General features: G+C 44.2%; 10 protein-coding genes and 1 pseudogene. 6 read left to right on the top strand and 5 right to left on the bottom strand.

The window, feature by feature from the left end:
- The first annotated feature begins 29 nt into the window (after nt 1–29).
- A complete protein-coding gene (locus ABS362_RS02565) occupies nt 30–842 on the top strand; it encodes an enoyl-ACP reductase FabI (protein WP_350410715.1) in 813 nt (270 codons plus the stop codon).
- Between the two features lie 477 nt (nt 843–1,319).
- Here the strand turns inward: ABS362_RS02565 and ABS362_RS02560 are convergent, their stop codons facing one another.
- Nucleotides 1,320–1,691 (bottom strand): cupin domain-containing protein, encoded by a 372-nt coding sequence (locus ABS362_RS02560; protein ID WP_350410714.1) that lies wholly within the window; start codon nt 1,689–1,691, stop codon nt 1,320–1,322.
- A 24-nt stretch (nt 1,692–1,715) separates the two neighbouring features.
- Nucleotides 1,716–1,952, bottom strand: a complete 237-nt coding sequence (locus ABS362_RS02555) for a Kazal-type serine protease inhibitor family protein (RefSeq protein WP_350410713.1) — start codon at nt 1,950–1,952, stop codon at nt 1,716–1,718.
- A 204-nt stretch (nt 1,953–2,156) separates the two neighbouring features.
- Between ABS362_RS02555 and ABS362_RS02550 the strand changes: the two genes are divergently transcribed.
- From ABS362_RS02550 to ABS362_RS02540, 3 genes are all read left to right on the top strand, one after another.
- A complete protein-coding gene (locus tag ABS362_RS02550; RefSeq protein WP_350410712.1) occupies nt 2,157–2,555 on the top strand; it encodes a CsbD family protein in 399 nt (132 codons plus the stop codon).
- A gap of 157 nt (nt 2,556–2,712) precedes the next feature.
- Nucleotides 2,713–3,042 carry a YtxH domain-containing protein gene (locus ABS362_RS02545; RefSeq protein ID WP_350410711.1) on the top strand — a complete coding sequence of 110 codons (330 nt, stop codon included), beginning with the start codon at nt 2,713–2,715 and terminating at the stop codon, nt 3,040–3,042.
- 218 nt (nt 3,043–3,260) lie between these two features.
- Nucleotides 3,261–3,848, top strand: a complete 588-nt coding sequence (locus ABS362_RS02540; RefSeq protein ID WP_350410710.1) for a YtxH domain-containing protein — start codon at nt 3,261–3,263, stop codon at nt 3,846–3,848.
- Between the two features lie 70 nt (nt 3,849–3,918).
- Here the strand turns inward: ABS362_RS02540 and lysS are convergent, their stop codons facing one another.
- Both lysS and ABS362_RS02530 read right to left on the bottom strand, forming a co-directional pair.
- On the bottom strand, nt 3,919–5,445 hold the full coding sequence (lysS, locus tag ABS362_RS02535) for a lysine--tRNA ligase (protein WP_350410709.1): 1,527 nt from the start codon (nt 5,443–5,445) through the stop codon (nt 3,919–3,921).
- A gap of 310 nt (nt 5,446–5,755) precedes the next feature.
- Entirely contained in the window at nt 5,756–6,790 is a 1,035-nt protein-coding gene (locus tag ABS362_RS02530) for a hypothetical protein (protein ID WP_350410708.1), read from the bottom strand.
- A gap of 196 nt (nt 6,791–6,986) precedes the next feature.
- Here ABS362_RS02530 and ABS362_RS02525 point away from each other — a divergent pair.
- Together ABS362_RS02525 and ABS362_RS02520 are read left to right on the top strand one after the other, a co-directional pair.
- Nucleotides 6,987–8,156, top strand: a pseudogene (locus ABS362_RS02525) (trans-sulfuration enzyme family protein).
- A 251-nt stretch (nt 8,157–8,407) separates the two neighbouring features.
- A complete protein-coding gene (locus ABS362_RS02520; RefSeq protein ID WP_350410707.1) occupies nt 8,408–11,785 on the top strand; it encodes a T9SS-dependent choice-of-anchor J family protein in 3,378 nt (1,125 codons plus the stop codon).
- Between the two features lie 771 nt (nt 11,786–12,556).
- Here ABS362_RS02520 and ABS362_RS02515 read toward each other — a convergent pair.
- Nucleotides 12,557–14,635, bottom strand: coding sequence for a carboxy terminal-processing peptidase (locus ABS362_RS02515; RefSeq protein WP_350410706.1), 2,079 nt, complete (start codon nt 14,633–14,635; stop codon nt 12,557–12,559).
- Between the last annotated feature and the right edge of the window lie 113 nt (nt 14,636–14,748).

The raw sequence follows: 14,748 nt of genomic DNA, 5'->3' as shown, positions 1-14,748 counted from the left end.
AAAGGAACAAAAAATAACTTGATAAAGACATGTCTTACAATCTTTTAAAAGGAAAAAGAGGAATCATATTCGGTGCATTGGACGAAAAGTCTATCGCCTGGAAAGTAGCAATGCGTGCGAAGGAAGAAGGAGCAGAGTTTGTATTAACAAATGCACCGCTTGCCATGCGTATGGGCGAGATCAACAAACTGGCGGAGCAATGCAACGCGCAGATCATTCCGGCTGATGCAACTTCGGTAGAAGACCTGGAGAACCTGTTCACGCAGGCGCAGGAAATACTGGGTGGCAAGATCGACTTCGTGCTGCACTCTATTGGTATGAGCCCGAACATCCGTAAAGGCAAGTCTTACGGCGACCTGAACTATGAGTGGTTCCTGAAAACGCTTGATATCTCTGCACTGTCTTTCCATAAAGTAATGCATGTTGCTGAGAAGCAGGATGCCATGAGCGAGTGGGGTTCTATAGTTGCGCTTTCTTACATTGCAGCGCAGCGCGTGTTCCCTGACTATACCGATATGTCGCAGGCGAAAGCGGTGTTGGAGTCTATTGCCCGTAATTATGGTTACCGTTTAGGTCGTAGTAAAAAGATCCGTGTAAATACCATCTCTCAGTCGCCGACTAAAACTACAGCCGGTACAGGTGTTGGTGGTTTCGATGCATTCTTCGATTATGCTGATAAAATGTCGCCGCTTGGCAACGCTCCTGCAGATGCCTGCGCCGATTACTGTGTAACGCTGTTCTCAGACCTGACCCGTTACGTAACCATGCAGAATTTAATGCACGACGGTGGTTTCTCAACGATGGGTATCTCTGAGGATATCGTGGAGATGATCTCTAAGTAATTTGAAAGTTTAAAGATGGGATGATCTGAAAATGATCTTCTCATTCTGAATTATAAAAAATGCCCGGCTAACTATAGTCGGGCATTTTTGTTTTATAGTTATTATATGCCGAAAGTTTAGCGTCAGCGTAACTTGTGGCTTTACTTGAGGCCAGTTTGTAACTGGCGTGCAAACCATAAACTATAATTTCATGTGCTTTTTCGGATTTGCAATCCGAAAGCAAAGTATCCGCGGATTTGTAATCCGCAATAGCAACGGCGATAGCAACTGAAAAAAAACAGATTACAAATCCGCAGTTAATAGGTTCCGGATTACAAATTCGGAACAGCGGTGGCTAAACTATAATTGTGTATAAAGGCAGTTACAAACTGGCCTCAAGTAAAGCCACAAGTTACCACTGCGCTCAAACTGGCGGCATGCTATAAAAAAACCGCTGCCAAACTATAGCAGCGGTTTTTTTATAGTTGGACCTCCAAATCAACTGTCCTCGCGATTAACAGAGTTGATATCGAAAGCTGGGATGCAGACAGACCAGTACTCGGTTTCTTCGTCGTAAGGGTTGGCGTAACGGATGCGGGTACCTGCTTTTATCAGTATAGTTTCACCGGCTTTCACTTCCACTTCTTCGCCGTTGATCTCAATTAATTTGCGGCCGCGGGTAACGATAGTTATCTCGTCAAAGTCCGGGGTCTGGTGTGGTTCGCTCCAGTGTGGTGGGGCTACCATGTGGGCTACACTAAACGCATCGGTGCGGGTAGAGGCATGCCCGAAATGTTCTTCTATCAGTTTGCCATCAGTGGTTGGTACTATAAATGGCTTTGTCTGCTTTATGTATTTTTTCTCGCTCATCTTTCTTAGCTGCTAACTGTAGACCTATTCTTTGGTTGGGCATTCGCCTTTAGTGTAAGACATAACGCCGGCATTATCTGCAACACAGGCATTACCATATGTTTTGTTGTCGCATCCGCAAACAGGGTCGTATTGCATGGTACAGATGGCGTCGGGGTTAATTTTTGTAGGGTCGATGCAGGCAGTTTGCTCTTCGGTGGTTTTGCAGGCATAGAAACCACCTAGGCAAAGGATGGCGAGCGTTGCTACTGATTTTTTCATAGTATAAGGTTTTGTGTAAGTATAAAAATGGTCTCAGTTACTACGGTATCTATAGTTTAGCTAACTAACCGGTAAGGTAACCGTATGTAAACTGAAGCGCGAAATTACAACTAATTGTAAAAGTATACGCCTTTAAATTCAAGTAGGAGATAGCCGGCTTGCCCGGCACCTTCGCATATACATTAAACTTCACAAAAATTAAAGATGGATAAGAACGGAAAGATCCTTTTAGCGACGCTATCAGGCATTGGTGCGGGCATTGTAGCAGGTATTTTGCTGGCCCCGGACAACGGACAAACAACACGCGACAGCGTAAAGCGCAGCCTTACAAAAGCTGGCGAAGACATGGAAAAAACCATGAAGAACTGGATGAGTAAACTAGAGAGGTCCGGCAGAACTGAGCCAGGTAGCAGCTTAGTAATGCACGGCTCCTGGGACGATGTAAAAGGACAGTTAAAGCAGAATTACGCTGAGCTTACCGACGAAGACCTGACCTATGCCGAGGGCAAAGAAGATGAGCTGTTTGGCAAACTACAGGTTAAATTAGGTAAGACAAAAGAAGACATCGTTAGCCTGATTGATAATATTCGTAAGAGCCTATAGTTGTGATAACGTACAGCAGATGCATATTTTAGTCTGTTTACATTAACTATTCGTATATTCTATACTATAGATATAACTAAATACTATATTTAGACGTTATCAAACACACATACTATATGTGTGCAAAAACTTATAAATCATAAATAAAAATACGACTATGAAGGACAATAGCGGTAAAGTAATATTAGCTCTTTTGGCAGGTGCCAGCGCTGGTGTTATTGCTGGTTTAATGATGGCCCCTGACACTGGTGAAGCTACCAGAACAAGTGTAAAAAAATGGGCAAACAAAATGAGCAAAGACCTGGAGAAAAATCTTCAGACTGGCCTGGAAGAGATCAAAAACATGAAAGCCGGTGCTATGGATAAATTCGGTGAAATGAAGTCTGGTATGTCAGGTTCTGGCACTACTACTTCAGGCACTCAGAAAACTGGCACAACCGGTGGCAACAGCTCTACTGGTGGTTCTACTACTGGCGGAAACGCTTAAAAGAGTAACGCTGTACAATACTATGGCTTGTGGTTTAAGCCTTCGGGCTTGCTGAGGTAACTACAGCCTTTTTTGTACTTTTATAAAGCGCCTGTTCGGTATAGAGCAGGCGCTTTGTTTTTCTGTTGCTTCTAACTTTAGGGCAAAAGCCTACGTTTATACTAAGGCAGTACTGTACTGCGTTTACTAATTTTAATTAAACTATAAACCCCATAACTATGAAAACAACCTTGGAATGCAGAACTCTGGGAGAAGATAAAACGAACTATACAAATGCCAGTGTGCGCCAGATGCGACAATCAGATCTAACAACATCTGCCAGCACCGACAGTCATACAACCGGAACTCATACAACTGGTAGTCACACAGCCCGCACACCTTATAATGACGATTGGGATAGAGATAACCTTAACTACGGAACAAGGTCTGGCAAAACCAGCAGAAAAGGTAAGTCCGTTTCTTATGAATCGAAGCGTGAAGGAGTTTCTGGTGGTAAGATAATGGCAGGCGTTATTGCAGGTGCAAGTGTAGGCGTTTTAGCTGGTATATTGCTTGCTCCTGAAAAAGGCAAAGATCTGCGCAAGCAGGTTGCTAATTCGGCATCGCGTTTAGGGGGTAAAGTAACCAAAAGCTTTAACAGTACAAAAGATAAAGTTAGCTCCTGGACAAGCAAGAGCAACTCCGAACCAGACAGGTTTAACCATTACCAAAATCTTACAAACCAGAGCAGCTCCGAAGTAAACAGCATGTACAACGATCCTGCTTTAGGACCAACTGGCGGTACTAATGCACAGCGTTGTTTGTAATAAATACTGAACTACAAAAAAGCCCCTGCTATAGTTTAGCAGGGGCTTTTGTTTTATAGTTAAACTATAGTTACTCGTCTTTTTTCTCCGGCTTCATCTGCGGGAAGAACAGCACATCCTGTATAGAATTTGAGTTGGTCATGATCATTGTTAAACGATCTATACCTACCCCCAGACCTGCAGTTGGCGGCATACCATACTCCAGTGCACGCAGGAAATCTTCGTCCAGCGCCATCGCTTCTACGTCGCCACGTTTTGCCAGTTCCAGCTGCTCTTCAAAGCGGGCACGCTGGTCAACAGGGTCGTTTAGTTCCGAGAAGGCGTTACAAATTTCTTTACCGTTACAAATTGCCTCGAAACGCTCCACTAAACCTGGCTTGCTGCGGTGCTTCTTGGCCAGCGGGCTCATTTCTACAGGGTAATCTGTGATGAAAGTTGGCTGAATCAAATATGGCTCAGCTGTTTCACCAAATATCTCATCGATGATCTTCGCTTTACCCATTGTTGGATCTACATGGATGCCCAGTTTCTGAGCAGCCTGGCGTAGTTCCGGCTCTTCCATGTTCGAGATATCGATCTTTGTAAAGTGCTCGATAGCTTCGTACATGGTGTAGCGCTTCCATGGGCGTGCAAAGTTTATCAGGTTCTCACCAACCTGAACTTCTGTTTTACCGTGCAGGGCAAGGGCAACTTTCTCTACCATTTCCTCTACCAGCTCCATCATCCAGTTGTAGTCTTTGTAGGTAACGTAAAGCTCCATTACCGTAAACTCCGGGTTATGGAAACGGCTCATACCTTCGTTACGGAAGTCTTTAGCGAACTCGTACACACCATCAAAGCCACCAACTATAAGGCGCTTCAGGTATAGCTCGTTGGCAATACGCAGGTACAGCGTCATGTCCAGGGTGTTGTGGTGCGTTTTAAACGGACGGGCCGCCGCGCCACCATGTATAGGCTGAAGGATTGGCGTTTCTACTTCCAGGTAACCTTTGTCGCCTAAGAAATTACGCATGGTGCTAACCAGCTGCGAACGCTTCTTGAAAGTGTCGCGCACATGTGGGTTCACGATCAGGTCAACATAGCGCTGGCGGTAACGCAATTCAGGGTCGCTGAAGGCATCGTAAACATGCTCCACGCCATTCTCGTCAACCTCGCGCTTAACTATAGGCAGCGGGCGTAGCGATTTTGTAAGAACTGTAAGCTCGGTAACGTGAACAGAAATCTCGCCTACCTGGGTTACGAACGCGTAGCCTTTGATACCGATAAAGTCACCGATGTCGAGCATTTTCTTGAACACAGTGTTGTACATGTCCTTGTTCTCACCTGGTGCAATGTCGTCTCTGGATACATAGATCTGGATACGGCCTGTGCTGTCCATCAGCTCGGCGAAAGATGCTTTACCCATAATGCGGCGGCTCATTAAGCGGCCGGCCAGCGTTACTTCCTGGTAGTTGTTCTTCTCCTTATCGAAATTCTCCTTTATCTCCTTGGCAGTAGCCGTAACGTCAAATGTTTCAGATGGATAGGGATTGATGCCCATTTTCTCCAGCTCTTCGCGCTCATGGCGGCGGCGCAGTTCCTGTTCGCTTAGTTGCATGCGATTTTATACTAAAAGTGATGTCTCAAAATCAAGCTGCAAAATTAAGGAATAAATGTGAGAGTTTGGGAGTTTAGGAGTTAGAGAGTTTAGGAGTTGAGAAGGTTAAAAAGTTTGAAAGTTTTAATCAGGATTTAAGGAAAGTGTATTGCGTCTCTACATTAGCATTAATTCTTCTCAACGATAGTTCAGCAACTATAGCCTGGCCCTACAATCTATAAAATCTTAAAAATCTTAGTTCTGGTCGAATAAAAAAACTCCTGCAGGTATAAACCTGCAGGAGTTCAGGGTATAAGTAAAATGGAAAAGCTTATGCTGCTGCTCCCAGTTGATAATCTTCTTCGCCGGGTAGGAGCAGGGGTTTGATCTGTTCTTTAAGCCGGGCAGCAACAAATGAGTTTTGCAGGTGCTTTGGTAATTCCTGTACAAAGGCCTCATACTGTTGTAAACCCATGGCCTGTGCCACGTAGCATTCGTGTATGCCGTTCAGGTAGCTCACAATCTCCAGCAACGACTCATGGAACAGTTTAAAGTCAATCTCAGCCTGCACAAAACGCTCTATCTCTCGGTGCGAGCTGGAAATACGCAGTCTTGCCATCAGGTCGAATAAGGTTGTATAACCAATGCGCCAAGTAAGTTGCTGCCAGTGCTGCGGGCCAAACTTCTGTAAAATTTCACCAGTCTTACTACTTCGAATAGCTGTGGCTGCATTGCCCTGTACAAACTGGCGTACGGCTTTAGCTTTCATGCGGCGTGTCGTTCTTAAAAACTGGCCGATCTGTGCCTGTGCTTCCAGTTCTTTGCCAGCTATCTGCAAACCTGGTTTATAGTGCGCCAAAGGCAAACGGTGCACATTAAAGTCATCGTAATGTCCGGAGGCATAAAAGCTGATAGCATGCGGGTATGCATTCTTAACCACTAAACGTCCGGCTTCGCGCAATACAAGGGCATCGTTATTGGTATTTACGCCACGTGTGCGCAGAAAAGCCTGCAGACCAGCAAATACTGTATAGTAAGCCTGCGGGAAAGTCCAGTGCAGTGCATTACGCATATAGGCTTCATCGCCAAGTTCTGCCGTGGCACGCAAGGCATATTCGGTACTCCAGCTGTTCAGCAGTAAGCGCTTAACGGCTTCAGTATCTTTTTCGGTAAGTTCTGGCTTAACCTCTCTAAAAAATGCGAGTTGTTCCAGCCCATTACCGCTAGTATTTTTGATATGATAATTTATCGCAAAAAAGTAGTTCAGAAACACTTGCGCAGGTATGGATTTTTGCCACTCCTGAGACTCAGGTTGCTGCTCTTCAGCGTACAATGCTACAACGTTTTCTTCTTCTCTCTCTTTCATGTATAGTAAACATTCTGGAGTCGTTAACAGTTGCAAAAAGTATAGTTTTTTAGAGTTAATTATTGAATTTAAGTTACTGTTTTTCAGGTAGTTGTGGTGTATGGGTTAGAAATTTTTAAATAGAATGTAAAGCACTGTGAATGAAGCTGAAAGCAACTATAGTTAGGTGTGTATAGTATTAAAAAGCCAACTACAAATGCATCAAAATATGGAGCTTTCCTATATCCTTAACGAGCTGGGCGAAGAGCGTGAAAAGTACTACAATGCCGTAGCGCCGCCTATAGTGCAAACCAGTAATTTTACCTGCAAAACCGTAGCCGTAATGCGGGAGATGCTGAGGCATGAGCCTGAAGTTTACTTCTATACCCGTGGCAATAACCCAACTGTAACTATACTGGAGAAGAAACTGGCGGCCCTGGAAGGAGCGGAGCATGCCATTGCATTTGGGAGTGGCATAGCGGCTGTATCGGCAGCAGTGCTTTAGCAGGTGAAGGCCGGCGACCATGTAGTTTGCGTTAAAAAACCGTACTCCTGGACCAATGCCCTGATGCGGGATTTTTTGCCAAGGTTTGGGGTAGAAGTAACGATGGTAGACGGAACAGATGCTGCCAATTATAAAAATGCGTTAAAGCCCAATACCACTCTTTTGTACCTGGAAAGCCCAAACTCTTTTACATTTGAGCTGCAGGATATTGAAGCTATAGTTGCCATTGCCAAAGCGCATAACTGCATCACTATAATAGACAACAGCTTTGCTACACCGCTCTTCCAGAACCCGATCGCGATGGGAGTGGATCTGGTGGTGCATTCATGTACAAAATACATTGGTGGGCATTCGGATGTGATGGGAGGGATTATATGTGGGAAGCGCGAAACTATAAACCGAATTTTTGAAAAGGAATATATGACATTGGGGGCTGTTCTTTCTCCGAACGATGCCTGGCTATTGATACGCGGCTTACGCACATTGCCTGTACGCATGGAACGCATAGCTGCCACCACACAAAAAGTAGTAGCCTACCTAAGCCAGCACCCCAAAGTAGAGCAAATTCTGTATCCCTTCCTGGAAACGAACCCGCAGTACGAGCTTGCAAAAAAACAACTGCGCAGCAATACCGGCCAATTTACCATAAAGCTCCGCACCGATGATATTAAGAAAGTTGACCTGTTCTGTGATAGTTTAAACCATTTCCTGATGGCGGCTTCGTGGGGTGGGCACGAGTCCTTGATCTACCCGATGGCGGCGGCTTACAATTCCACCAACTATAAATCCAGTCTTCATTTCTCGCTTGTTCGGTTCTACATCGGGCTCGAAGATGCGGATTACCTTATAAAAGACTTAGAGCAGGCCTTGACAAAAGTATAAGGAACCTTAAATATATATCATCAAACAAATATTTATAGTTTGTGCTTTTCTTATGAATGTTTTGCTTTATCTGTGAATCTTAATATTGCTATAATAATCTTACAAAACCATAACATATAGTAACTGCTTAATTATTAGATTTGTGTTATGCGTCAGCTCTACACAAACCTTAGCCTTTGTATCAGCTCAAAAACAGGGTATAGCTTTCGCATGTTCCTTCATGCAATCAATCAACCTATACAACCTTTATTATGAGTAAACATTTACAAAAGCTTTGCGCTCTTGTGCTGGTTTGCTGCGCTTATTTTAGCAGCACTACAGCTTGGGGGCAGGTAAATCTCCAGCAATCACCTTACTCGGAGAATTTTGATGGCTTAAGTGCCGGCTACCCAACCGGGTGGACAGGGCTTCGTTTTGCTGGTTCTACAGCATCTAACGTAGGGGCTTTTTTATCACCTGTTCCAACAGATGGTAGTGCAAGTTCAGGGGCAGTGTATAGTGCAGGTCTGGATACTGATAGAGCAATGGGTTCGCTTGCGTCTGGCTCTACAATACCGGCTATGGGTGCATCATTTACTAACAACACTGGCAGTACCTTAAACCAGTTGAAAATTTCAGCTGTAATGGAACAGTGGAGAAGCGGTAGCAATGCAACACAAAACGAGGTTGTAAGATTTGAGTATAGCTTAAATGCTAATGCTTTAAATGATCCGAACGCTACCTGGACTGCTAAAACAGAACTAGATCTGAATGAGATATTAACTTCAACTACTGCAGCAGCAGCTATAAATGGCAACGATGCTGCAAATAAGGCTAATATTACTGCTGATCTAACTGCTTTAAACTGGACAGCTGGAAGTACGCTATGGATTAGATGGGTTGATACGGATAATACTGGTTCAGATGGTATTTATTCTGTCGATGATTTTAAAATTGAATTTGCATCTAACAGCACGACACCAGGTATTTTTGCCCCTAGCTCCCTGAACTTAGGCGAAACACTTATTAATACCCCTAAGGTATCGGAATACACTTTTACAGTATCGAATTTAACTGCTGATGTTACTGTAACAGCCGAAGCTCCTTTCATGATCTCGAAAACGGCAGATGGTACTTTTGCTTCTGAGATCACTTATACGGCTACTGAACTGCAATCTGAAGCTAAAGTATTTGTAAAAGTTACGCCAACCACTCTCGGTTCTGTAAGCGGTAAAATTACACATACAAGTGCGGGTGCTACAACTATAGAGCTTAATGCTACTGTATTTAGCCATAGTCCTTTTACCCAGGATTTTAACTTATGTAGCGGCGAGAGTCTTACAGGCGGCTGGATGCAGTATAGCGTAACCGGTGATCAGACATGGGCATGTACTACATTTGGTACTAATGATCCAGAAACTGGTAAAATGACTGGCGCCGTGCAGATGAGCGGTTTTGCGAGTGGCAACAATGCTAACGTAGACTGGCTGATCTCTCCAAAACTTGATCTTTCGGGTTATGATATTCCTTTAGTTAATGTAAACTATAGAACGAAGTTTGCCGGCGATGCCCTTAAAGTAATGGTATCTACAAACTATACCGGCGCTGGCGATCCAACTGCTGCAACCTGGACTGAATTAGTTTCTTTGCCTGCCGACGAAGCAGATGTTTGGAAACTTCTGGAAAACGTTGGTTTGCAGAACTATAAATCAGCAAACACTTACATTGCATTTGTTTACACCTCAACTACCGAAGCAGCTCCACGCTGGACACTTGATAACTTTGAAGTAGAAGACGTAAGCAATTACCTGAACACAAGCAACCTGTTCCTTAACTTTGCAGAAACTGCTCAGGGCAGTACGTCAGCAGCACAGGAGTTTACGTTTAGCGCCGTTGGTTTTACTGAAGAGGTGATAGTAACAGCTCCTGCTAACTTCGAGCTTTCTAAAGATGGAACTACTTACACAGCTTCTTTGAATTATACAGCAACTGAAGCGGCTGCAGACAATAAAATTTATGTGCGTTTTGCTCCTGCTACTACATCATTTATCAGTAGTGGGCCTATTACTTTCAGAAGCGGTGCAACCGAAATTACCCGTGGTATGGTTTCAGGCTCATCTTTGCTTAAAGCCAACACCCTGGAAGTTGTAACCTGGAACATGGAATGGTTTGGTGCCAGCGGTACCGGCCCAACAGACGACCAATTACAGTACGACAACGCTAAAATAGTACTGGAGCAGCTTAATGCTGACATAATCGGTGTACAGGAAGTGGTTGACGAAGCTAAAATGCAACAGCTTGCTACTGCTACAGGTTATACTTACATCTCGAGAACAATGAGCTGGCAGGCAGCTAACGAGCAGAAAGTTGGTTTCCTTTACAAGCCATCTGTTATAACCGTTAGAAAAGACAAAGTGCTGCTTTCTAAGTTATTTGCTGATATCAAAGCTGGCACCACAGACCTGGCTAACTATCCAACAGGTGATGAACTGTTCTGGGCTAGTGGTCGCCTGCCTTACATGATCGAGGTTGATGCAACAATAAACGGTGTGAAGCAAAGGCTGAATGTAGTAAACCTGCATGCCAAAGCTAACGGCGACAACAGTACGCAAGATTACCAAAGACGTTTATATGATGGCCAGGTGCTGAAAGATTCATTGGATGCACAATACGGTAACGCAAATTTAATTCTGCTAGGTGACTTTAACGACGATGTAGATGTGTCAGTAGTCGGTACAAACCAGAAATCTTCTTTCGATATGTTTGTAGCAAGCTCTGACTATACAACGCTTACTTATGACCTGAGTGTAGCCGGTAAAAACACATACGAGTCTGGTTCGCTTAAGAGCTTCCTGGATCACATCTTTATCTCTTCTGAGCTTAACGATGAGTATGTTGCAAGCTCAACTGCTATTGAAGAGCAGTTGCTGAACATAATTACGAACTATAGAACTACTACTTCTGATCACTTACCGGTATCTGCAAGATTTATGTTAACTGCCAGCCCAGCGTTGCCATCGGTAACATTCTCAGAAGCAAGCACTAGCAAAGCAGAAGATGCAGGCTCGTTTAATGTATCAGTTACACTTTCAGTAGCTTCGGCAACAGAGCAAACGGTAACTATAGCACCGATGACTGGCGCAACAGCTACAACTGCTGACTATACTATTACTGGAGCTACTAATGGTGCTGTTACGGTAACTATACCAGCCAATGCTACAACGGTTTCTTTCCAGGTAAACATTACAGATGATACTGACACTGAAGAAGCTGAGCAGGTTGTATTCGAGATCAAGAGCGCAAGCAGTGGTCTTGAAATTGGAACTGCTAAAACGTACACCCTGACTATTGAAGCCAATGACACCCCAACAGGTATTGCAGATGGTACAAAAGGCCAGTTCAGTGTATATCCTACGCTTGTAAATGGTGGCAATGTAAGATTGTTATTGCCAGAGCGCGTAGCTTCTACTGCTAAAGTTACCATGGTTGTTTACTCAGCTGAAGGCAGAAAAGTAATGAACGTTACGGGTACACAGGATGCTGTTCAAACTAAACTGAGCAACCGTGTTTCCAGCTTACCTGCTGGTATGTATATGATCCTTATCGAAACCGGAAAAGAATTCTTCCAGACAAAAATGGTGAAGAACTAAGGTATTTTGATCTATATAAAAACGGCCTGCTGGTTTTACCGGCAGGCCGTTTTTGTTTTAAGGCTTTTATCAAGGAGTAAAGAATATAAGAAGATTACCTCCTTGAGGAGGGTAGGGAGATGTTTTCATAGTTTTGAATTATCCAACCACCCCCAACCCCTCAGAGCTACGCTCGCTACCTTCGAAATCTCTTCTCGGTAGTCTAAGGCAGGGAGCTATTAGTCTTTACCAATTTTTAAGCTATAATTTTATAATTCTAACCTATCCCACGGACAGGTCGCGACCTGTCCCTACGAAACTATAGCCTCGATAAAACTCGAAGCTTACCGGTTCTAACTATAGAAAAGCTGGTGCTATGCGAAAGATCACAGTCTTTGGGTTGAGCGCCTTGTGAATATCTGGTGCCGCAGGCATTGCGACGAAGGAGCAAAAGAGATTCGCACAGCGCGATGCCCGAAGATGGGGCCTCCCGGCCGTGAGGGCACCGAAGCCTGATTGAAACGATTGGTAAGTAAAGCTCCCAGGATTGAAAGAGATTTGAAAGGATAGCTTGGTTCGAAAAGTAGAGTTTCAAACGATCCCTCGGCTTCGCTCGGGATGACAATAAAAAACTGTACCACAAGTTATATTCCATCGACTTTGATTATGATGACAGGCAGAAAGTTTTAAAAATCTTTCCCATAAACTCATCAAACTATAACTACCAGAAGTGTAAAACAAAAAGAGCCGGTTAATGCTAACCGGCTCTTAAACCATAAAATCAATGCTATATTACTTCAAATCTTTTGAAATGATCTCTACCGCTTCTTCCAGGTAAATATCCTGCTTCAGGCTCTTTAAAAACTCCTTGTTACGCGCAACTTTTGCAGTGTCGGTTCCAAGAGCTTTCAGGTCTTCAGGTAATCTGTTTACGGTTAGTACAGGAACTTCTTTCTGAGCGGCTTCGTAGCGTTTTGCTTCTGCTTCAGCACGCTTTTCTTCTTCCATATACTTAGTCAGGGCCAGAGAGCGAACTGTGTTATCAGACTGCTTCTTGAGGCGAGCTGCACTTTCTTCGATCAGCTTGAAGCTCTTGTTCGAATTGATACGGTTCTGGCTATGCTCTTTTACTGCGCTCAGGTTTATGTTGCTGTTTGTCCATGGCTTATAGTTGGCAGGCTTGATCTCATCAAATTCAAGCGGATAATCCTGCTCTTTTTCACCGAACTCCAGGTAAGCATACACATCAGGTAAAATAACGTCTGGTGTAACACCACGCAGCTGCGTAGTGCCACCATTTACACGGTAAAACTTCTGGGTAGTAAGTTTAAGAGCGCCAAATGGTTTGAAAGAGTCGAACTGAGCTGGCAATGCCTGGTCAAGTTCGAAGAACTGTTGCACGGTGCCTTTGCCATAGGTAGGGCTACCAACAATTACAGCACGCTTATAGTCCTGCATGGCAGCAGCCAGAATCTCGGAAGCAGACGCACTGTTGGCATTTACAAGTATTACAAGCGGGCCGGCATACTGCACCTGCGGGTCACGGTCATCCAAAACTATAGATTTGCCACGCGCATCTTTAACCTGAACAATAGGGCCCTGCGGAATGAACAGACCAGCCATTTCTACGGCATCGCTAAGCGAGCCACCGCCATTGTTACGCAGGTCAAGCACAAGGCCCTGCATGCCGGCAGCTTTTAATTTTTCTACTTCACGCTTAACATCTTCGCCACTGTTAGGGCCGCCTTTGTTTTCAAAGTCAGCATAAAAACCAGGTAGTTTAATGTAACCGATCTTGTCTTTGCCATCTATCAACGCTGATTGGGCATATGTTTCTTCAAAAACGATCACATCACGCACGATCGGTATAAGCTTTGTTGAGCCATCCGGCTTTTTAACGGTAAGCCTTACTTCAGTACCTTTTTTGCCACGAATCAGCTGTATGGCATCATCCAGGCGCATGCCTTCTACAATTACTGGCTCTTTAGCACCCTGCGCTACTTTTTGTATCACATCGCCAGGCTTCAGATCACCCTGCATGTAAGATGGGCTACCCGGTACAATTTCAGCAACTCTTATCTGGCCATCTTTTTCCTGAAGCGACGCTCCGATACCTTCCAGGCGGCCGGTAAACTCTATATCAAAGTCAGATTTGGCTTTAGGCGGAAAGTAACCGGTATGTGGGTCATAAACATTAGCAATAGCATTGATGTACGTAGAACGGCGGTCATCGAGAGTAACACGGTTAAGGCGTTCGTACAGGTCATCGTACAGGTCAAGTATCTTCTTGCGGGCTTCTGTTTCCATCTGCTCCACTGTGCGGGCTTCTTTCTTCTCACCCTTCTCTTTAGCCTGTTCCTGCTCTTTCTGCATATCGGCCAGGCGCACCAGTGTCTGGTACTTCAGTTGCTTGCGCCATGCTTCTTTCAGCTCGTTCTTGTCTTTCGCATAGGCCAGTTTTTCACCATCAAGTTCTATAGTTTCATCCTTGGTGAAATCAAAAGGCTTGGCCAGTATCTCTTTATAGTATGCCTGCGATTCTTTTACACGCTGGTCTATTAAACCGGCAGACAGATCGAAAAATTCGTAGCTGCCCTGGCGCAACTGGTCATCAATAGCGGTTTCGTATTTGCGAAGCTTGGCTACATCAGAACTCAGTAAGAATTTTTTGTTATAGTCAAGGCGATCGAGGTATAGTTTAAATGCCTTTTTAGAAAAAGCATCATCTACCTTCTCGGGTTGGAAGTGGCCGGTATTCAGGCCCTGCATCAGTACTTTTAACAGTATCTCATCTTTACCCTCCGGAGTTGAGTTAGAGCGGTAAAAAATAAATGATGCCGTCAGCAGTATAACTGCAAATACCGATAACATTATTTTTAGTCTGGTTGTCAAGGATAGCATTTAGTTAAGTTAGTTGTACTTCAGAATATATGCAAAAGTAGTGCCGCAAGTCTTGTGTCAGTTTACAGCTATAAAGTGTAATG

Origin of the sequence: Pontibacter populi (genome assembly GCF_040278685.1) — a bacterium.
Lineage (GTDB): Bacteria > Bacteroidota > Bacteroidia > Cytophagales > Hymenobacteraceae > Pontibacter > Pontibacter populi.
This window is presented reverse-complemented; position numbering and strand designations above follow the sequence as displayed.

Excerpts from the sequence above, each read along its gene's own strand:
- ABS362_RS02540 (WP_350410710.1), top strand. The coding sequence starts at position 3,261 with ATGAAAACAACCTTGGAATGCAGAACTCTGGGAGAAGATAAAACGAAC.
- ABS362_RS02555 (WP_350410713.1), bottom strand. The coding sequence starts at position 1,952 with ATGAAAAAATCAGTAGCAACGCTCGCCATCCTTTGCCTAGGTGGTTTC.
- ABS362_RS02545 (WP_350410711.1), top strand. The coding sequence starts at position 2,713 with ATGAAGGACAATAGCGGTAAAGTAATATTAGCTCTTTTGGCAGGTGCC.
- ABS362_RS02565 (WP_350410715.1), top strand. The coding sequence starts at position 30 with ATGTCTTACAATCTTTTAAAAGGAAAAAGAGGAATCATATTCGGTGCA.
- ABS362_RS02515 (WP_350410706.1), bottom strand. The coding sequence starts at position 14,635 with ATGTTATCGGTATTTGCAGTTATACTGCTGACGGCATCATTTATTTTT.
- lysS (WP_350410709.1), bottom strand. The coding sequence starts at position 5,445 with ATGCAACTAAGCGAACAGGAACTGCGCCGCCGCCATGAGCGCGAAGAG.
- ABS362_RS02530 (WP_350410708.1), bottom strand. The coding sequence starts at position 6,790 with ATGAAAGAGAGAGAAGAAGAAAACGTTGTAGCATTGTACGCTGAAGAG.
- ABS362_RS02550 (WP_350410712.1), top strand. The coding sequence starts at position 2,157 with ATGGATAAGAACGGAAAGATCCTTTTAGCGACGCTATCAGGCATTGGT.
- ABS362_RS02520 (WP_350410707.1), top strand. The coding sequence starts at position 8,408 with ATGAGTAAACATTTACAAAAGCTTTGCGCTCTTGTGCTGGTTTGCTGC.
- ABS362_RS02560 (WP_350410714.1), bottom strand. The coding sequence starts at position 1,691 with ATGAGCGAGAAAAAATACATAAAGCAGACAAAGCCATTTATAGTACCA.